The organism is Hungatella sp. (assembly GCF_046966825.1).
The window spans coordinates 1-20822 of record NZ_JBKVCZ010000062.1; the positions used below are offsets into that span (position 1 = coordinate 1).

17 protein-coding genes and 1 pseudogene are annotated in these 20822 nt (G+C 47.1%); 11 read left to right on the forward strand and 7 right to left on the reverse strand.

All coding sequences use genetic code 11. The features are described from left to right. Positions 1–1204, reverse strand: a pseudogene (locus tag ACLTD4_RS18470) (molecular chaperone GroEL); the annotation flags it as partial. Between the two features lie 327 nt (positions 1205–1531). Between ACLTD4_RS18470 and ACLTD4_RS18475 the strand changes: the two are divergent. Further along, positions 1532–2167: a helix-turn-helix domain-containing protein gene (locus tag ACLTD4_RS18475; RefSeq protein ID WP_117623212.1), complete on the forward strand. Its 636-nt coding sequence runs from the start codon at positions 1532–1534 to the stop codon at positions 2165–2167. Positions 2168–2318: 151 nt separating this feature from the next. Next, complete coding sequence (locus ACLTD4_RS18480; RefSeq protein WP_055659270.1) at positions 2319–3017, forward strand: phosphatase PAP2 family protein; 699 nt, start codon at positions 2319–2321, stop codon at positions 3015–3017. Here the strand turns inward: ACLTD4_RS18480 and ACLTD4_RS18485 are convergent. The 5 genes from ACLTD4_RS18485 to ACLTD4_RS18505 all read right to left on the reverse strand — a co-directional run bounded on the left by ACLTD4_RS18485 (position 3007) and on the right by ACLTD4_RS18505 (position 7521). After that, positions 3007–4395 (reverse strand): sensor histidine kinase, encoded by a 1389-nt coding sequence (locus ACLTD4_RS18485; RefSeq protein ID WP_117623213.1) that lies wholly within the window; start codon positions 4393–4395, stop codon positions 3007–3009. The two genes, ACLTD4_RS18480 and ACLTD4_RS18485, sit on opposite strands and share 11 nt — an antisense overlap. Then, on the reverse strand, positions 4388–5038 hold the full coding sequence (locus tag ACLTD4_RS18490; protein ID WP_117623214.1) for a response regulator transcription factor: 651 nt from the start codon (positions 5036–5038) through the stop codon (positions 4388–4390). The genes ACLTD4_RS18485 and ACLTD4_RS18490 overlap by 8 nt, the downstream gene beginning before the upstream one ends. Positions 5039–5111: 73 nt before the next feature. Next, positions 5112–5942, reverse strand: coding sequence for a class I SAM-dependent methyltransferase (locus ACLTD4_RS18495; protein ID WP_117623215.1), 831 nt, complete (start codon positions 5940–5942; stop codon positions 5112–5114). Between the two features lie 12 nt (positions 5943–5954). Further along, positions 5955–6539, reverse strand: coding sequence for a TetR/AcrR family transcriptional regulator (locus ACLTD4_RS18500; protein WP_117623216.1), 585 nt, complete (start codon positions 6537–6539; stop codon positions 5955–5957). A gap of 142 nt (positions 6540–6681) precedes the next feature. Next, complete coding sequence (locus tag ACLTD4_RS18505) at positions 6682–7521, reverse strand: AraC family transcriptional regulator (RefSeq protein ID WP_002602752.1); 840 nt, start codon at positions 7519–7521, stop codon at positions 6682–6684. A gap of 308 nt (positions 7522–7829) precedes the next feature. Between ACLTD4_RS18505 and ACLTD4_RS18510 the strand changes: the two genes are divergently transcribed. The 5 genes from ACLTD4_RS18510 to ACLTD4_RS18530 all read left to right on the forward strand — a co-directional run bounded on the left by ACLTD4_RS18510 (position 7830) and on the right by ACLTD4_RS18530 (position 14455). After that, complete coding sequence (locus ACLTD4_RS18510) at positions 7830–9170, forward strand: ABC transporter substrate-binding protein (protein ID WP_117623217.1); 1341 nt, start codon at positions 7830–7832, stop codon at positions 9168–9170. Positions 9171–9239: 69 nt separating this feature from the next. Continuing rightward, a complete protein-coding gene (locus ACLTD4_RS18515; RefSeq protein ID WP_002602754.1) occupies positions 9240–10127 on the forward strand; it encodes a carbohydrate ABC transporter permease in 888 nt (295 codons plus the stop codon). Between the two features lie 12 nt (positions 10128–10139). Then, positions 10140–10970, forward strand: coding sequence for a carbohydrate ABC transporter permease (locus tag ACLTD4_RS18520; RefSeq protein ID WP_002602755.1), 831 nt, complete (start codon positions 10140–10142; stop codon positions 10968–10970). Between the two features lie 57 nt (positions 10971–11027). Next, positions 11028–13112, forward strand: coding sequence for a glycoside hydrolase family 36 protein (locus ACLTD4_RS18525; protein WP_117623218.1), 2085 nt, complete (start codon positions 11028–11030; stop codon positions 13110–13112). 53 nt (positions 13113–13165) lie between these two features. Next, on the forward strand, positions 13166–14455 hold the full coding sequence (locus tag ACLTD4_RS18530; protein ID WP_117623219.1) for an MFS transporter: 1290 nt from the start codon (positions 13166–13168) through the stop codon (positions 14453–14455). Positions 14456–14648: 193 nt separating this feature from the next. Here ACLTD4_RS18530 and ACLTD4_RS18535 read toward each other — a convergent pair whose 3' ends face one another. Further along, entirely contained in the window at positions 14649–16034 is a 1386-nt protein-coding gene (locus tag ACLTD4_RS18535) for an ISNCY family transposase (RefSeq protein ID WP_055657671.1), read from the reverse strand. Positions 16035–16393: 359 nt separating this feature from the next. On the opposite strand from ACLTD4_RS18535, the gene ACLTD4_RS18540 reads away from it, so the two are divergent. From ACLTD4_RS18540 to ACLTD4_RS18555, 4 genes are all read left to right on the forward strand, one after another. Further along, complete coding sequence (locus ACLTD4_RS18540; RefSeq protein ID WP_002602758.1) at positions 16394–17287, forward strand: hypothetical protein; 894 nt, start codon at positions 16394–16396, stop codon at positions 17285–17287. Between the two features lie 312 nt (positions 17288–17599). After that, the gene (locus ACLTD4_RS18545; protein WP_181988702.1) at positions 17600–18148 is read left to right on the forward strand and encodes an AAA family ATPase; all 549 of its coding nucleotides are present in this window, start codon (positions 17600–17602) and stop codon (positions 18146–18148) included. 234 nt (positions 18149–18382) lie between these two features. Continuing rightward, positions 18383–19390, forward strand: coding sequence for a LacI family DNA-binding transcriptional regulator (locus ACLTD4_RS18550; RefSeq protein ID WP_055659248.1), 1008 nt, complete (start codon positions 18383–18385; stop codon positions 19388–19390). Positions 19391–19554: 164 nt separating this feature from the next. Continuing rightward, a complete protein-coding gene (locus tag ACLTD4_RS18555; RefSeq protein ID WP_117634595.1) occupies positions 19555–20724 on the forward strand; it encodes an ABC transporter substrate-binding protein in 1170 nt (389 codons plus the stop codon). Positions 20725–20822 lie beyond the last annotated feature (98 nt).

Genomic DNA, 20822 nt, shown 5'->3' on the forward strand with positions numbered 1-20822 from the left:
GGGAATCCATCCACTGTCCGGCATCGGCAAATACTTCCGGTAAATTTGATGCGACGGCATATTTGTGAACCTGAATCCGGTCCGTTTCACTTAAGTTACCATATCCTTTTGCCAGGAGAACCTCTAACTCTGAAGAGCGCTGCGTAAAGACAGATGGTTCCCAGAAATCATCCCGTTTCAAAAGCTGGCTGATGTAGCTGCAGATTACATTTTTCTGATACTCTGCCACGTAGTCCTGACCCTGTATTTCCTTCAGGACAGATGTAAATTCCTGACCATTTTCCAGGCGTCCGGCAAATGACAGAAAATATTCCATAACCGGCGAGGAAAGAGACGTTCGAAATGCCTGCCAGTTGATATCATCCGCAGAGACGACGAGATCACCCCAAAGATAGATGAAAGGAGCTCCGTACAGCTTACGGATATTGGGATTTGCCTCTGCTTTCTGTTCCAGGGTGGTAAACTGTCCCTGCTCGATTACGTAATTGCGATATAGCTTGGCCGCGCTGACAGGATCTTTGTCCGTGATGTAAATTCGAAATTTATTTGTCCGGTTATCGTCGATCGCCGGATACTGATGGGAGACAGAGAACGCGATGGGGGAATCTGAAGTAAAATTCATCTCTGTCCGGTAAGGATCTTCCATAACGAACAGGAGGTTGTAGCTTCCGGCAGATGAGATCCAGAACGGCATGGAAAGCTGCTCCATCACCTGGAATTCCTGGCCATTTAAATAATCGAACCAGGCCGGATCGTCCGCAGGTACCCGCTTGCCTTCGCCAAAGGGAAAATAGTAGGTATCTGCGGAGATAACGGGCCATGTAAAGGAATTGTCGTTCTCATTTTCCGAGGTAATCTCCACACTTAAATAGTCCTTTTCGGGAGACAGGGATACTGATATCTGCTCATCGGGATAGCGCCAGCTGACGGTATCGCCGACTTTTCCATAGTCCAGTACGGTTCTTCGTTCCCCCTTAGCAGCAGCCGTTATAAGCGTCTGTTCCACCTCGAAGGACAGGGTGAATTCTTCCGGCTCTACCTCAAAATCAAAGGGAAGTCCGGTATCATGAGATTCAGAGACCTCCATCTCTTCCGGGACGGCCGCAGATGACGGTTCCGGATTCTGGCTGTTGGATGAACAGCCGGTTAAAGCCAGGGCCAATGGCAGAAGCAGGCCCAGCTTTTTAGACAGTAAATTTTTCATTGTAAACTCCTTTTCTGATTTTTCATTTTGCGCGCAGGGAATCAGGCGGACAGGAATGCGTATCCGGCCGATGACTGCTGTATATCGGGCATTTGATTTATACAAAGGGGATTATAAGGCTCGGTTGTTACATTCATGTGACAAAATAGACATGGATTGACAATTTACATGACTGGAATGATATGGAAAAGGAAATCAGGCTGGCCGGTTGCTTTTCTTCCAGAGTCCGCTTATAATAAATCAGCAGGCCGTAAAGGCAAATTCCAACAGATACAGAAAAATTACGATACCAGACTTACAGACCAATTACCATATCAGGAGACCACAATGGAGTTTAACGAAAAGCTGCAGCAGCTCAGAAAAAAGAATAATCTCACCCAGGAACAGCTTGCAGAGCAGCTGTTCGTATCGAGGACGGCTGTATCGAAATGGGAGAGCGGCAAAGGATATCCCAACATAGAATCGCTGAAGAGTATTTCAAAATTATTTTCCGTTTCCATAGATGATCTGTTATCCGGTGACGAGCTGATCAGTCTGGCGGAATGTGAAAATCGTTCCAATATAAAAAAGGTATACGGACTGATGGGCGGAATCATCGATGTAATGGCGGCCGCCTTCATTTTTTTACCGCTGTACGGAAAACCGGAGGGCGGACATATCTACCATGTGAATCTTTTGTCCTTTACGGATACAACAAAAATAAATCTCTGGATATACTGGGGCATTTTTTGTTTTTTGATAGTTTTAGGAATCATGAGGCTGATTTTGACTCATTATGATAAAGAGGCGTGGCTGAGCAGGGTCACCAACGGTTCGGTCGCATTGAGCGCGGCGGCAATCTGTTCTTTTGCCGCGGCGAGGGAACCATATGTGACAGTTCTGATGTTTCTGTTTTTCGTATGGAAGATTACGTTGCTGTATTACATAATGAATCGTAAACAGCATCAGGCGAAAACTTCGTAAAAACGTGATAAAAAGGCCTCTGACACGATACGTGTCGGGGCCTTTTTGCTATTGTGAGAGTAAGTTTCTTGTCTTTTTTCAGTGGAAAGCAGATAATCTCAATACAGCCTGCAGGAAGCAATCTCGTAATGAAAAGAAAGGATACATGATAATGCTTAAGAAATCAAAACAATCTCTCATCATGGCAGCAAGTCTGTTTTTACTCTTTATAATTTTTACGGTTATGGTTAAAACAATTGATGTAAGACCGATCGGACCGGAACAGTCGTCCGTCGGTTTCGCGTCAGTCAACAAATTCGTATTTGAACTGTTCGGTGTGAATCCGCTGTGGTATAGCGTAAGCGAATGGACGGGCGCCGCCGCCATGGCGACTGCGTTCGGGTTTGCCATGACGGGGCTGTTCCAGCTTGTAACACGCAGAAGCATCCGGAAGGTCGATGTCCCGATTCTGGTGCTGGGGGCATTTTACGGTATCCTTGCGGCCTGTTATGTGTTCTTCGAGGTCGTTGTCATCAATTACAGACCCGTTATTCTCACACAGGGGTCAGTACTGGAGGCGTCTTTCCCATCTTCCCATACGATGGCCTCCATCTGCATTATGGCTACGGCGATGATCGAATTTCACGATTATCTGCGAAAGCGGCGAGGATGGCTGATGGCAGCGGATACCGCGGCTGTTCTGATCCTTGTATTAACGGTAGTCGGGAGAATGCTCTCTGGCGTACACTGGTTTACTGATATTGTGGCCGGTGTGATCCTTTCGGCGGCGCTGATCGCTCTGTTCTGTCTGGCTCTGCAATATACAGAGGAACGATACGGCAGAGCAGGAACGGCAGATTCTAGAAAATGACTTCAAATGTAATAACATGGCCTTCCCGTATACAGCGGACCTGATATCCGAACGTATCAGCGATTTTTTTGACGATCGGCAGACCGAGTCCGGTACCGGACAGCGCCTTGTTGCGGGAGGGCTCTCCGACATAGAACGGTTCCCAGATCCGTTCCGTGTCCAGATCGTCATTTCCAAGTTCGTTTGTGATCCGAAAACAGCACTGCCCATCGTTTTTGCCGAGTTCTGCATGTACGGTGCCGGAGGCGGCGTATTTTACCGCGTTGGAGAGCAGGTTGGAAAACAGTTCCGTGACCAGCTCTGCATTTCCCGTGATTTCCAGATTCGGTGTGACGGCTGTGTTTAGGCTAAGCCCACGCTTGGAGAGAAAGAGCTTCTGCTCCCCGATGCATTCAGAAAGCAGCAGATCCAGCCTGATGGTGGTCAGCGGGTGTTCTTTCCGCTCGATTCCCGACAGGTTCAGAAGCCGTTCTGTCATCTGCGACATCCGGTTGTTCTGCTGGATGATGGTTTCTAAAAAGGTGCCGTCGTCCAGCCCATCCTGGATTCCGGAGGAATACATGCCGATCAGGGAGATGGGAGTCTTTAAGTCGTGGGCCACGTCGTTTAAAAGCTGTTCCATCTGCTGATTTTTGGCCTGAAGCATTTTCTGATACTGCTGTATGGAAATGCTCATCTGGTTCATGCTGTCCGCAACGTGCTCCAGCTCATCGCGGGTGTTGATACGCAGGGAACCGTACTCCTGACGGGCGATCTCCTGCGAGAAATGCTCCATGCGGCGCAGCGGATTGGTGATATGTTTTACCAGTAAATACAGCAGTGCCACGGCGATAATCAGGGAAATGACATGAAGCAGGATGCTGAAACGGTTGATAATCCCGATGAAGTCCGCCGTATTGGGAATAATGGCGGCGACCGCATATAAATTGGAGCCCACCGGGATATACTCGACTAAAATACCGTAGTTTAACTTGTCCTGCTGGTAAAGGCGGAACTGGGAACCCTTCTGGACGGCGGACAGATAATCCTGATCCCATAACCAGAATTTTTGAAAACCGAGACCCTTCTCACGGAATTTGTCCCGCAGACTGCTGCTTAACGCATCGTAATCCGAAGTATTGGCTGCGTACGTGATCAGCACATTATCAGAGCCTTCCAGGCTGGCGACGGCTTCATCCGGTGACATTCCAGCGTCTAAATATTCCCTGATGCGGCTGCCGGCCTGGCTGACATACTCTGTCTGCTGACGCAGATAGTACCGCGCCGCCACCTTCGAGTTGACGAAAAGTGTGGCGGCCAGGATCAGGGCCAGAATCGCTGCCGTACCGCAGATGAACTTGGTGGACAGCCGGTGGAAGCGTCGTTTTCCTTTAGTCATGGCCGCCTCCCATCACGTAGCCCATGCCGATACGCGTCCGGATGAGGTCCTCGCCGATCTTTTTTCGAAGACGGCGGATATTCGTATCGACGGTGCGGGGGTCTCCCTCAAAATCCATTCCCCACACGTGATTCAAAAGCTGTTCCCGTGACAATACGATGTTTGGATTGGAGAGAAAATATTTTAAAAGTTCAAACTCTGTTTTGGTGAGGACCATCTTCTGATGGTCTTTAGTCACTTCCATTGTGACCGGATTCAGGCGGATATCATGGAACTGCAGGACATCAGCCGCGTTGCACAGTTTTTTAATGCGAAGTAAAAGAACCTGTATGTCAAACGGTTTTCGCAGGTAATCATCGGCGCCGCAGGAAAGTCCGGCTATCTCGCTTTCACTTTCTCCCTTTGCCGTCAGCATGAGAACCTTTACGGGGATGTTTAAAAGACGGATATCTTTTAAGGTCTGAATTCCATCCTGAACCGGCATCATCCAGTCCAGCAGTACCAGATCAACGGGGTGCTCTGTCAGGAAATCAACAGCGGCACGGCCGTCGGAAACCACGTTTACCAGATAACCTTCACGCTGGAGATAAAGCTTTAGGATTTTCTGCATTTCAGGATCGTCTTCTGCGATTAATAATTTCATGGCGGCCTCCTTTGCCGGTAATTGGCAGACGTATCCGGAATGGAAGCCTGCCGTGGCCATGATGGCTGTTATATTAGGATAATATAGATTGAGATTTTGTGCAAGGAGTGTCTGACTTTTTAACTATGTCAATGGCATGACTCGTAATGCCCGCTAAATCCTCGCGTTCACAGACCGCAAAATGGTATTTTAAATAAAGTTCAAACGCGTCACAGTCCATGGCATCTACGGCCTCGCGCATAAATAAGGCACAGCCATCCGCTGCGACGTAATGCAGACGGATTACAGGAAGGGCAGAGATCAGATCATCGATGTCCTCTTTTCTGACAAGCTCAAATAAATCCTTTGGCTCTGACTTAGCAGCGAATGTCCGGGAATCAAGCAGGCCCTTTTCTATATATTCGGCGACGTTAATGCTGCCGCGGTGGAAGCCCTCATCAAGGAGGCAGCCGTCGGATATCACATACGCAGCAAAGATCACGCCGCCCGGTTTTGTAACGCGAATCGCCTCGCGCAGAGCCTGCAGCTTATCCTCTTTGGTGTAAAGGTGATACAGCGGCCCCAACAGCAGCGTGATATCATATCCGTTGTCCGGAAATGCGGACAGGTCCATGGCGTTGCCCTGGGTGATCGTTATGTTTTCTCCTGCCTGGGTGTTTTTACGGAAAACATCTATGTTATGGCCGACCAGCTCCACCGCGTCCACGGCACAACCCTGACGGGCCAGAGCGTGAGAATACCGACCGGTTCCGGCTCCGATTTCAAGCACCCGGTCCCCTGGCTTTCTATATTTTTCAATGTAGCGCATCGTGGTGAGAAATTCAACCGATCCATGCTTTAAGGCCAGCCGGCTGTCTTCGTCATATTGATTGTAAAAATCGATTAAGTATTGGTTTTCTGTCATAGGGGACTCCTTCTACCGCTGGGGTGCGTCTGGTTTTTCCTGATGAATCAGGGCGGTTAACAGGTTCATCAACATCTTTTCCGCATGGTTCCTGTCAAATGAGATCTTTTTGGCCGCTGTCAGAACCGCTATGCCGTGAGTATAAAGAAACAGATCCAAAAAGATTACCTTTGCACGTTCTAACTCTACGCCGATGGTTTCGGAAAAGAGTGTAGCCCTTTTTTCATTATCGGCCTCGTGATAAAAATCCTTTGCATCAGTCATATTCAAATCCATATCGTTGATAAATAACAGTTTAAATAAGTTCGTTTCTTCCTCTGCAAATGCAAGGTACGAAAGAGGCAGTACTAAGCAGGGATTTACATCTTCAGTACGACTGAAATCGATCACATACCGGTTATAGTATTCGTATGCAAAATCAAGAAATTCCTTTTTTAATTCCTCCATATTCTCGTAGCAGGTGAAGATCGGACGGGTAGAACACTGCAGTCTGCCGGCGATGCTCCTTGCGTTTACTGTTTCGAAGCCTGTTTCCTTCGTGATCTCGAGGACCGTGTTTAATATCATTTCTTTTGTGATCTTTGCTTTTGGCGGCATAAGCGTCTGCCTTTCTGTGTTAAAATTGATATGTCACAAGCGTTGTGCAACTATTGTTACATATTGGAAAGACAATGTCAAGAGAGAAAATTATTTGTATCTTGCAACAGTTCAGGGAGGCGAGAAAAACTGTTGCTGTATTTTATTTAAATCTCTTCCGATACTCCGAGGGCGACATTCCATACTGCTTCTTAAACAACAGATAAAAGTTCTGCCTGGAGTTTATCCCCACAAGCTCATCGATATCGCTGATCGGAGTATCGGAGTGGAGAAGAAAGTACACGGCCTTTTCCATGCGGTACTTAGTCAGATAATTCCAGATCGTAAGCCCCGTCTTTTCGCGAAAGATTTTTTGAAGATAGACCTTGTTAAGCGCTACATACGATGCGATCTCATCGATATTCTCAATGGAAAAAAAGTGATAATTGATATAGTTTTTGATCTGCTCCACATAAGTATCTGTGGGGCTTTTTTCGGCGGAAAGAAGGCGGACGACCTCGATCAATGCCTTATTGACCAGAATATTTAAGTAGTAAGGGTCTTTTTTGTTATTGGTCTCATTGCAGATCTCCTCCAGCAGGTGAAAGATGTTTCGCGCATTCTGAATCACCAGGCCGGTATTCAAGTGCTGAAAAAATGTGCCGAGGCAGGGATAGGCTTTGACAAGGGCGGAGAGCGTGCCGATGGAAGGCGTAAGCTCAGACTGATAGTAATTAATACTCATATTGATGCAGGAATCAGGGGAAATCAGCTTGTGCGGCGTATTTCCGTTGACGATCATCAGGTTTCGTTTCTTCAGATTATAAATTTCACCTGCAATATCGTAATAGCAGGTTCCCTCTACAATGTAATTAAACTCAATGGATCCGGCCGGATGCTGATGGTAGTCCATATAGTATTTCTGCCAGTTCATATAGCAGATCTCTTCGGGCAGAAGGACGCAGTCCGGATTCGTAATTTGATAAGCGTTTTCGTATGCCATAGCAGTTTCTCCTTTTCATCTCGATTCTCCGTATAACCGTCTCTTCCTATCCTACCGCATAAAATCCCCACTGTCAAAAAAATGTAATAAATAATAGCTTCTTAATAAAAAAAGACCTTATTTTAAACGGTAGAAACATCTATGAAATCCGTGTATATTAATACATGTAAAGCAGTGAACCAAAGTAGTCAAACACTCGTTTGAAGCGGGGGATCTGACTCTCGCGGCCGCCGTCGGATGGACATATGGGCATGTCTGACTGGCTCGTTGACCGCGGTAATAAATAAAAAAATTGGAGGGCAGTTACTATGAAGAAAAATTTGGCAGGACTTTTTGTTGCAGCGGCAATGGTGGTATCCTTATGCGCATGCGGGTCAGGGGGAAGCGGCAGTACAACTGCAGAGAAGACCAGCGAGGCGGCAGCGGGGGCAGCGACAGAGGCAGCGGCGGGGGCAGCAGCCGGCGGGGGAGATGCAGTTACACTCACCTATGTGACGTGGAATGAGAATCAGCGGGGGCAGATTCAGGATACTATCGACGGATTTCAGAAGCTTTACCCGAATATCAAAGTAGATTTACAGATCACCCCATGGGGGGAGTACTGGACGAAACTGGAGGCCGCGGCAACCAGCGGAAATATGGCCGATATTGTGACCATGCATACCAACGTAGTCGCAAAGTATGTAAACGGCGGCAAGCTGGCGCAGCTCGATGATTTAACTCAGTACGATGATACCTTCAGCTACGATAATTATCCGGAGGGAGTAACGAAGCTGTATACATTTGGCGATGCCCATTACGGAGTGCCGAAGGACAAGGACTGTGTCGTGCTCGTATACAATAAAGAGCTGTTTGATAAAGCGGGCGTAGAGTATCCGAACGCGGACTGGAGCTGGAACGATGTGGAGGAAGCCGCGAAGAAGCTGACCGATAAGAAAAACGGCGTCTATGGATTTGCCGCATACAACCACGATCAGGAAGGCTGGGGTAACTTCCTGTATGAAAACGGCGGCAGTATCATCGACGAGACAACACACCAGTCCGGGCTGGACAAGCCGGAATCCATTGAGGCGATGGAGTGGTATATGAATATGAACGCCAATTATTCACCTTCCAATGAAATGATGGCGGAAGTCAACTATATTGAGTTATTTGCAACGGGAACGGTTGCCATGCAGACCTTTGGCAACTGGGAACTGAGCTATTTCACGGAAAATGAGCTTGTAAAAGATAAGTTTGCCATCACAGAGCTTCCGGCAGGGCCTACCGGCATCAAGGCCACACAGATGAACGGCCTGGCGCTGTCTGTTCCCAGCGACTGCAGAAATATGGAAGCAGCCAAAAAGTTTGTCGCTTATGCAGGCTCCAAACAGGGGATGTTAGATTCCATTAACGGACCGGCCATTCCGGCATTTACGGGGGTAGAGGCCGACTGGGCAAAGGCACATGAGGATTTATATGATACCGGCGCTATTTTGAAGAGCATGGATTACGGGGTACAGTTTGTAGGAACGGAGAGCAAGACAAAATGGTCCGAGGTCATGAATACTTACGTGGCGAAAATATTTAACGGGGAAGCGAGCGTAGAAGAGGCATTTACCCAGGCTGCGAAAGAGATCAATGAAATTCTGGCAACGGAGAAGAAATAACAGGAATCCGTGAACCAGGGGGCTGCTGCGAGCTTTTAGCAGCCCTTTCTTTCCCAGGGGGGAGATAACATGAACAAACGAAAATATAAAAACTATCTATGGGGCTACTTCTTTGTTGCGCCGACAATCATAGGGTTGCTGATTCTCAACATCTATCCGATCTTTAAAACACTTCTGCTGAGCTTTTCGGCCAGCACAGGCTTTGAAGAGTATGTGTTCAGCGGCCTGAATAATTTCACACGGGTCCTAAAGGACCGGGAGGTCTGGATCGGACTTAGAAATACGCTTATTTTCTCCGCTGTTTCCGTACCGGGAGGTATCTTTATCAGCCTGCTTCTGGCATGGCTCATGAGCAAGGAGATCAGGGGAAGAAGCGTTTACCGTGTTATTTATTTTACGCCCATGGTGGCTGCGCCTGCGGCCGTCACCATGGTATGGGCATGGCTTTACAACTCGGAATTCGGCTTTTTGAATTATGTGATCAAGAGTCTGGGCGGCGCGACGCATTCCTGGCTGCACGATCCGAAATACGCGCTGATGTCGGTGATTATCATCGCCATATGGGGCGGTCTGGGACAGCAGATTATCATACTGATTGTGGCCATTACCAATGTGCCGAGAGTCTACTATGAGGCGGCGGAGATCGACGGGGCGGGTGGCTTTGTGAAGCTGTTTAAGATTACCGTCCCGCTTATTTCTCCCAGCGTATTCTTCCTGACGATAACGGGCTTTATCGGCTCTCTGACGCAGTTTGACTTGATTTATATGCTTTATAACGCCAATACGTCAAAGGCCATGGACTCGGTCCGTACAATTATGTACCAGTACTACAGGCAGGCATTTGTCGTACAGGATAAGCCGTATGCCTCGGCAATTTCAATTGTCGCACTGTGTCTGATTCTGATTTTCACCGGACTTCAGTTTGTGGCGCAGAAGAAAATCGTCCATTACGAATAGGAGGGGAGTAAAGTGGAAGCAAACAATAGTAAAAAACACGTGGTAACCCATCTCCTTCTGATTCTGGGCAGTATTGTGATGCTGTTTCCGTTCCTGTGGATGATTTTATCTTCCTTCAAAACGGTCGGAGAGCAGATGTCCATTCCCATGAAGATTCTTCCCGGGAGCTTCGGATATCTGGAAAATTATAAGCAGGCACTGGAGGCAGTTCCGTTTCTGCGCCTGTATCTGAATACGATTCTGATGATTTTGGGGCGCGTGATCTGCGCGGTCATATTTTCCAGTATGGCCGGATATGGATTTGCAAGAATGGAATTTCCGTTTAAGAGGCTGCTGTTCACACTGGTATTGATGCAGATGATGGTACCGGGACAGATTTTTATTGTACCGCAGTATATGATGTTATCGAAGATCAAGCTGTTAAATACGGTATTTGCACTGATATTCCCGGCACTGGTCAGCGCGTTTGGCACGTTCCTTCTGCGCCAGCAGTATATGGCGCTGCCGAAAGAGCTGGAGGAGGCTGCCGTGATTGACGGGTGTAATCCGTGGCAGGTGTTTACTAAGATCATGGTGCCGGTGACCCGGTCCAGCCTGGCTTCGCTGGCGATTTTTACCGCCCTGTTTGCATGGAAGGACCTGATGTGGCCGCTTATCGCCAACAATGATTTAAACCGGATGCCTCTGGCGCCCGGACTGACTGTCCTGCAGGGAATCTGCAATAACAATAAGGGCGCACTGATGGCGGGCAGCGTGATCGCCACGGTTCCCATGCTGCTGTTATATATTGCGTGCCAGAAGCAGTTTATTGAAGGAATTGCGCAGACCGGTATTAAAGGGTAAATGGATTGCAGGGAACTGGTTTATAGGAGAAAATGGGTTTGAAGGAGAAAATTGGATATGAACATTGCTGAAAATGGAATTTACTTAAATCTGGGGATGAAAAGGGGAGAAGCGGTCAGGCTGCTGCATTTTTCCTCTCATCCTCAGGAAATGGAGATTGGAGATAACGACGTCTCTGTGTACACTCTGGCGGAGCTTCAGGCCAGCGGTTTCAACCAGAATGACCACCATGGTCTGAAGCATACAGGCAGCAGCCCGTCCCTGCTTATGACGTATGAGGACCACCGGGATTACCGGAATGATTACGGAAGAAAACTGGAAGTAATTCAGAAATACAAAGGACTGGAGCTGATTACGCATATCCAGTTCTACGACGGAATTTCTGCAGTCAATTTTGTCAATGAGGTCGTAAATCATTCTGAGGAGGAGTATGCGCTGGAGTATGTATCTTCGTTTGCCTTAACCGGGCTCACGGAACAGGCGAAGGGGGCGAGAGATAAAACCGGAATTCTCTATATTCCGCACAATACCTGGTTTGGCGAGGCCCAGTGGAAAAAGTACACCTTAAATGAGCTGGGATATGACGCGGTAAATTCCTTTTCCATGAAACGGATCGCTGTCTCCAATACGGGAAGCTGGGCGTGTGTGGAACATCTGCCCATGGGCTGCTACTATAATACAGAGCTGGATCAGTCGCTGATGTGGCAGATCGAGACGAGCGGATCGTGGCACTGGGAGGTCAGCGATATCCGCGGAACTCTTTATGTCCAGGCCGGGGGAACGACTTACCAGGAAAATGGATTTTTGAAGCTTATAAAACCGGATGAGCACTTTTTCTCAGTACCGTGTACGGTATCGGCGGCAGAGGGAGAATTTCAGAAGGCAGTCGCAGAGCTGACGAAGTACAGGCGCAGAATCCGCAGGAAAAATGAGGACAACGAGAAGCTGCCGGTCATCTTTAACGATTATATGAACTGTCTGATGGGTGATCCGACCACAGAGGTCTTAAAGCCGCTGATCGATTCGGCCGCGGAATCTGGCTGCGAGTATTTCTGCGTGGACTGCGGCTGGTATTCCGACGGACACTGGTGGGATGGAGTCGGAGAGTGGCTGCCCAGCGACAGGCGTTTTCCGGGAGGAATCGAGGAAGTGATCCGTTATATCCGGGATAAAGGTATGGTTCCGGGACTCTGGCTGGAGCTGGAGGTGATGGGGATCAACTGTCCTATGGCCTCCAGAGTCAGCAAGGACTGGTTCTTCCAGAGAAATGGCAGGCCCATAATTGACCACTGCAGGTATCAGCTGGACTTCAGAAATAAAGAGGTGCGGGACTATGCCACCGGAGTCATCAAACGGCTGGTAGAGGAATACGGCGTTGGCTATATCAAGATGGATTACAATATTGATACCGGTGTTGGAACCGATTACCATGCGGATTCAGCGGGAGAGGGACTGCTTTCTCATACCAGGGCGTATTTGGGATGGCTGGATGAGATTTTCGAGGCGTATCCCGACCTGATAATTGAAAACTGCAGCAGCGGCGGTATGAGAATGGAGTATTCCATGCTGGCACGCCAGAGCATCCAGTCTGTAACCGACCAGACGGATTACATCAAAATGGCGGCGATCGCGGCAAACTGTGCGACGGCATGTGCGCCGGAGCAGGCGGCAATCTGGTCCTATCCGCTGGTGGAAGGAACCGAGGAGGAGACGATCTTTAACATGGTAAATGCCATGCTGTTCCGCATTCACCAGAGCGGTTATTTAGGGCAGATCGGAGAGAAGCGCATGCAGTATGTGCGGGAGGGGATCGCCTGTTATAAAAAGATTCGGGAAGATATCCGGGAAGGAATTCCCTGCTGGCCGACCGGTCTTGCCTCCATGTCTGACGAATACATAAGCTATGGCTTGATAAATGGCGGAAAACAGTATCTGGCAGTTTGGAGAACCGGCGGTGAAGGGGAGAAATCATTTGAGATCCCCCTGGAAGGAAAATCCGGTGCGGCAGCCGAAGTCTCCTGTATCTATCCGGAAAAGAAGGAGACCTCATTTGCCGTCAATGGAAACTGTTTAACGGTCAGCCTGGCTCCAAAAAGCGCACGCCTGTTTTTGGTTGTCACGGAAACTCGTGAACAAAGTTAGTATAGAGATGCGTAAGTGGTCAATAACCGGAAAGGTTAAGTGAGGTTGAAGATGTGACTGAACAGACGGTAAAAAGGAAAAGCGGTATCAAATGGAAAGTAAAGTGCATTCTCGGGGGAACGATGCTCAGCCATAATTACTATCTGTTTTTGCTGGTACATACCCTTTTCCTGGTATTTACGAGGATTCCTGCTATTTTTATCAATACCCTTCTGATGAACCAGACCGGAGATGTAAACTCCACCCTGTTTTATAATGGGGCGATCTTCGCGGCATGTGCGCTGACGATGTCCGTCTCGGCGCAGATCATGCACAAGACGGGATGCCGTGTGACGGCCACTGTCGGAATCATTGGTTATAATATCCTTTATCTCTGCTATATCCTGTTTCAGCCTTATGTGGGAACCTGCTATATGCTTTTCGGGCTGTTTAATGGAATGGCAGATGGCTTTTATTATATCAGCTATGGACATATGATTCTGGATTATACGGATGTCACCAACCGCGACAGCGGAATGGGGATCATCAGCACACTGAGCGCGGGAGTGAACTTAACCGTACCGTTTCTGGCAGGCAGCATCCTGTCTGCGATCGGCGGCGTGAAGGGGTATGTGGCAATCTTTGTACTGGCCTTTGCCATTGCGTTTCTTGCCATGGCCGCTGTATTTAAACTGCCGGGGGAGGTAAAAAAGGAAAAGAAAAATGTGCGGTATGGGGCATTTATCCGGCTGATGGGAGAGAACCGTCAGATTCTCTATGGACTGCTGGGGGAGACCTTAAAGGGGGTCCGGGAAGGAACCTTTATGTTCATTTTGAACATAATTCTGTATCAGCTCATTAAGAGCGAGTTTCTGATCGGGTGTAATTCTCTGCTGACGGGGCTTGTGTCGATCCTGTCCTTCTGGTTCATGAGCCATACCTTCCGGCCGGATAACCGGCGCAGGTTTATGCTTCTGGCCGTTACCGGACTGACTGGAATTACCATTGTCTGCTACTGGTTTTTGAATCCGGTTATGGTGATTCTGTTTGCGGCGGTAAATGCATTTCTGGCCGGTATGATTGAAATATCCTGTTATACCACATTTTTCGATGTCTCACAGAGTGTGAAGGAGATCGAAGATTTTTCACCGGAGCTTCTGGCATTTCACGAGATATTCGTGGTGACCGGGCGGTGTATCGGCCTCGGAGCGTTCGCGTTTATCAATACGGTGTCGGGGGCAACCTTAAAAGCCCAGATATTCAGTCTGCTGCTGTTGACGCTGGTGCAGTTTGGAACGGTGTTTATGTGCAGGAGGGCGGTAAGGGCGGCTGTAAGGTTCAAAATGAGAGTGAAAATAGATTGATTTATATGAGTGAAAAAGGACTGATCAGTGTTTGGGTGAATGGCATTCAGATACAGTCGGTCCTTTTTGGTATGGAGTAACTTTTGTTTGAGTGTGTGGCCGATAAATACGGTTTTATTATGTAAAGCAAAAATGAAAATGTCCTGAAAAAAGTGCATTATTAGCACCGGCGCCGCCGGTGCTTTTTTCTGTTTTAATAGCGATTGGCAGAGAGCTCCATTTCGATCCGATGTGGCTGTTTTTGAGCAAACCTTATAAACGTGCTGCGTCTCCATGGATGGCTCATAGGGGGAATATAGCGTTTCTTTGGTTTTTCCCTGGGGATTTCAGGTGCAAATGCCCGGGAGGTTTTCTCGTACTCGGGGACTTCTTCCAGCACCAGCACGGTATTCTCGTTGACAATGCAGAACAGCTGCCCATCAAATGCCTGGATTACCATAACCTTTGTCCCTTTCAGGTAATGTACCTGCCTTCCACTTTTATCTAACATACGATAATGGGTTTTATCCTTTTGAATGCAATGGCCGGCATCCACCACCCGTTCGGTGAGAATGGCAAGGGTCAGGTTGATTTTTTCCTGATCGGGTTGCTTTTCAAAGACAGATTTGATACCATTAAGGGGAAGAGCAAACTCAGCGTTATATTTGGCGATATAGGAACGAAGAAATTCGTTAGCTGCGTTGATCTCTGTAATGCCTGCCAGTCGTAACTCGACTGGCAGTCTTGATTGTAAGGTCTTAAACATACGCTCCACACGCGATTTTGCCTGTGGAATACTGCTGCATTCCAGCTCTACACCGAATTGCTTACAGGAATAAGCAAACTGCGTGTAGGTATCCTCTGCCAGTTCGGTACGGTTCTTCTGCCTGTATTCAAAAACGGTTCTGCGGTCTGTGAAAAAGCCATAAGGAATGCCATACGCAGTGAGTATCTGATGAAACAGGTGGTAGTAGGCATTCAGGGTTTCCTGTGTATCAAAATACGCAGCTGTAATCCGGCCGGTGCAGTCATCTACAGCGATGTGGAGATGTGTGACAGAACCACCGAACCATTCATGAGGAGAAGCATCCATCTGTTCCTGTTCGCCAAAGAAAGCCTTCCGTGGTTTTCGTGTATGTGCATCTTCCACAGCAACGAGATTTTTTTGGATTTCGACGGCTTCTTTGTGGGAAGCCGTCTTTTGTACCGCCTTTAAATGAGCAGAAATACGTTTCTGCTTTGCTTTTGTAACCATAGGGGATAAGATGTAATGTTCTTCCAATATCGATTGAATTGTGGTTGTAGAAACAAGAATGCCTTCCCGCTCCGCAAGCAGCTGCGTAAAATGAGTAAAATTGGCATCAAAGTATTGTTCCTGATAAAGAGAGACGATACGTTTTCTGATATCCTCAGAGAGAGCTGTGGCTGGTTTGCGCCCCCTGTTGCCATGAACAAAGAAAGCTTTTCCCTGTTCTTTATATCCTTTCATCATACGGTTAATCTGCCGTCTGGAAACAGACAGTTTCAGAGCGGCGTTATCCTTATTCCCGCTGGTTTCCACAAGTTTCTTAATAATCTCGTATTTTTCCTGTTCCTTCATCCGAAGTTTAATCTCCTTAATTGTCCTGAACCTCCTGCGTTATAAGCTGTGAGGTTATTATAATACAATTTGAGGACATTTTCATTTGTGGTTACTTAGGACATTATCATATTTGGTTTATAGTGTGGCCGATAAATACGGTTTTATTATTGTCTTTTTGTAATAACCATGTTATACTCTTGTTACGCATTTTCTTATGCGTCACGATATCTTATGCCATATTAATGGCATCACGGCAAGTCTGCCAAAGCATTCACAATTGTTTGGAAATAGAAAGCGGGAGGAGTGGTCTGTCTATGGAATGAATGTAAAAATCTATTGTAAAGTACCAGCTATTTGAGTATAATGGAGGTAGAAACGTGGTAAAAGTTAATAAAAAGTATAAAGACAGATTATTTCGCATGGTATTTAACCGGAAAGAGGAGCTAATTTCGCTGTATAATGCTATCAGTCATTCCGAGTATACGGATCCAGAAGAATTGGAGATTTATACGCTCGAAGATGTGATTTATATGAAAATGAAGAATGATCTCGCATTTTTAATTGACGACGTTCTGAATCTGTGGGAGCACCAGTCTACATGGAACCCAAACATGCCGGTCCGGGGAGCGTTTTATATCGTAGAGGAATACAGAAAGTATATTGAGCAGAAGGGTCTGAACCTGTATGGAAGCCGTCTGATTACGCTTCCCGTTCCTCAATTCTATGTATTTTACAATGGCTTGAAGGAAGAGCCGGACAATGTAGAGCTGAAGTTATCCAATGCATTTTCCACGCTTCATCCGGAACTGGAACCGTGTATGGAATTTAAAGCGGTCATGGTGAACATTAACCGGGGACATAATAAAAGCCTGATGGAGCAGTGCTCTGCATTAAGGGAGTATGCAGAATTCGTGGCGCGAATCAGAGAATGGATGGAAGCAGGGGCAGATCTTTTGGAGGCAATCGGAGAAGTGATCGATTCCTGCATCCGGGATGGAATACTGGCGGAATTTTTGTCATCACACAGAGCGGAGGTGTTCGAGGTGCTGCTGACAGAGTATGATGAGCAGAGGCATATAGCGAGTGAGAAGGAATCGAGCAGGGAAGAGGGGATGCAGGCTGGCATAAGGAAAGGTCACCGCGAAGCGGCCATAAATTTATTTGAGAGAGGTTTGTGCATAAAAGATATCGCAGTGATTTGCAAGGAAACTTACTGTCTTATAGCAGAATGGTATGAGGAATGGAAAATTTCCAAAGGCGTTAGCCGTTAGGATCGAAGCAGAATGCAGCAACCGCGCAGAAAATCACTTATTTCTAATTGAAAGTCAGAAATAGGTGATTTTTTGCTATAATCCTAAACCGATAGCCAGCAAAGTATTTTGTTGAGTCCTTGCGGTGTTACAGTTCCTTATAAGGAAAAGTATTATAACCAGAAAAATATGGAGATGCTGCTGAATTATAATGAATTGAATAAGAATAGGGTTTATGATACACTTGATTTATGCAACGGTATTCATTTTAACGCAATTGGACAAGGAGACCGAGTACGTATATGCAGATATATTTTTGATTCGGAGGATAAAATGGCAGCGAGAATTGTGATTATTTCAGGGGCGTGTGGAACAGGCAAGTCCAGCAGCTCCAGGTTGCTGGCTGAAAAATCACCGTACGATTGTGCGGTTCATATTCACAGTGACGATTTCTATCAGTACATACGTAAGGGATATATTGCCCCCTGGCTGGAGGGCAGCGGGAAACAGAATGAAGTCATGATTGAAGCGGTCGCGGCAAGTGCAGAGCGATTTTCGGCTGGCGGTTACGAGGTATTTGTTGACGGAACGATCGGACCATGGTTTCTTGAACCGTGGGAAAAAATTGCTGCGAAGGGAGTTGATGTGAGATATGTAATCCTGCGTCCCGATGAACAGGCAACGATTTTGCGTGCGACAGAGCGGGAGCAAAAGGCAGATTTCCCTTTAAGCTATGAAGTCATAAAAAATATCTGGCGTTCATTTTCTGATCTGGGGCAATATGAAGCGAATGTGGTGGATACCACGGATCAGACGGTTGAGGAGAGCATTGCGTTGATTCAGGAGCGGCTGCAGGCTGGAGAGTTTCGTCTGGGAGAATAATGTTATTTTCCTTTTGAACTCACTCATACGTATGCATAAAGGGCTATGAAAAATAGTAAAACAGTGATATAATTCTATCAAAAGAATTAAACGGCTCCTGCAAAAGTAGATAATTGAGAAGAAGCCGGGAAATAAAGCAGCAAACCAACAAAAAAGAACCGAACAGACAATCAAACCAAACAGATCACATACGTCAGTCATCATCAGTATTATTATCATTAGGAGGTCAATTACGTGACATCAAAAGAATTCGCTGAAATTATAGGGGTATCACAGTCCACCATATCGAGAGCGTTAAACAACAGCAGCCAGATTTCTGTGGAGCGGCGCGAGTTTATTCAGAAGAAAGCGGAGGAGTACGGTTTCGTTTTGAACAGTCAGGCGAGAAGCCTAAAGACAAACCGAACAGGCACGGTGGGGATCCTGTTTCCGAAGCATTTTATCGGCATGAGCTCCAATCTTGGACTTGCGCATTTATATGATCTGGTGCAGGCGGAGCTGAGTAAATATGATTATGATGTAATGGTCGTCTATGATGGGGAAAAACAGAATGGCCTCTCCACCTTTGAAAGAATGATTAAGATCGGAAAAGTGGACGGTTTTATCATTTTTCGAATGGAATCCAGCAAAAAAGACCTGGAACTGATAAAAAAGTATAAGGTTCCCTGCGTTTATCTGCTACATGCGGAAAAGGCCGGCTCCTATGGCAGCTGCCTCTCAGACTGTGAATACAGCGGATATCTGATCGGAAAATTGTTCGGAAAATATAAGGAATATAAAAGCTTTTACATCAACGTAAAAACCTCCGCGGAATCGAAAACGAGACTGGCCGGATTTAGACGCGGTCTGAAAGAGCGCGGCGTTGTTATGGATAAGGATGCTGTATGGCAGAGCGAGTTGTCAGTAAAGTCTGCATACGAATGCGTTATCAATAATCAGGAGACGATTAAGTCGAGAAAATGTGCAATCCTGGCATTTAATGATACGGTTGCCCTCGGTGTTTTAAATGCATGCAGGGATCTGGGACTAAAAGTGCCGGAAGACGTGCAGATATCAGGCGTTGGAGGTCTGCCGATCATTGCTGAAATTGCGCCGGATCTTACCACTGTGAATGTGTTCCATGAGAGAATCGCCTCCATGGGATGCGAGATGCTTCGCTCTGCGATTGTTCATGGTGTTCAGGAGCCGATTCATACTGTGATCAGGCCGGAACTCGTACTGAGGGGAACTACTCTACGGTAATTCTTTGTGCTATTCGCATAAAAAATCACGATAAAATGTATTAACTATAACAAAAATGAATAAAGGTATTGACAATGACTTTACCGGGAGCTATAATTTAACCATGCAGCAAACGCATACGTATGCGTAAACTCACACAAACCCAAAGGAGAGGGAGGATTACAATGGTTAGATTCGGAAAGAAAGTATTGGCGGCAACATTATCGGCTTCTATGGTTCTGGCGATGACAGCTTGCGGTTCCGGCAGTTCAAGTAAGACCACAGAGAAGGCGGCGGAGACCACAGCCACAGCTGAGAGTGCAAAAGAAACCACAGCAGGGGCGAAAGATGAGTCTTCGGAGGAGACTGCGGGGGCGGTCATGCCGAAAGCGTCAGGCGAGAAGCTGGTGATCGGCACTCTGGCAAACTGGGTGGGACTTCCGGCATGGTATGCCTATGCGGAAGGATATTATGAAGAGGTAGGACTTGATGTTGAAATCGTAAACTTTGGTTCTCAGGGAACCCTCGTCAATGAAGCGATGGCAGCCGATGAATGTGATATTGCCGTATCTGGTATGGCTTCTGTATATGCTCTTTCTACCGGTATGTATAAGTATATCGGGGACGGATGTCTGACGATCAGCGGTGAGACGCTTTACGGCCGTCCGGATGATGCGATCTACAAGGCCGGCGCAGATGCGAACGGTGTCTATGGCAGTGCAGATGCATTAAAAGATGCGGTTATCCTTGGTCCGATGAATACAACTGCTCAGATGAACGCCATCGCATATATGCAGTATTTCGGCATTGATGCAAATTCCTTTACTTTTACAAACCTGGATTACTCCTCTGCACTGGCTGCATTTGAATCCGGTCAGGGCAATTTAATTGCAGTGAATCCTACTTATGCCGCTATCCTTGCAGCAGATGGTTATGTACAGGTTTCTGATTTTACACAGGTCTCGCCCCAGGATATTATTGACGCGGTCTATTGCCAGAATGAGGTGGCCGAGGAGCGCCCGGAGGATGTGGAACTTTTCCTGTACTGCTACTATAAAGCGTGTCAGGATATGTTAAACAATCAGGATAACAGAGTTGCGGTAGCTTATAAATGGTATGTAGATGAGGGACTTGATTATAAAGAGCAGGATGTCATCGACGAGTGCAGTCTTAAGAGCTATTTTACTCTGGATACGGTGGACAGCGGCGACTATCTGCTGGGAAGCTTTATGAATTACGCTGCAGAATTCCTTCTTACCAATGAAAAGGTAACAGAAGATGATGTGACCAATGTGAAGGCAAGTATTGATAACAGCTTCATTACTTCCATAAAAAAGTGGGCGTCAGCTGAGTAGTCAGGCGCTAGTACAGCGTTGCATAAGTTCCAGTGAATTCTGCACTCGCTATTCACGCCAGGACCACGCCCGCGAAGCTAACCGTAGGGTCCACTACG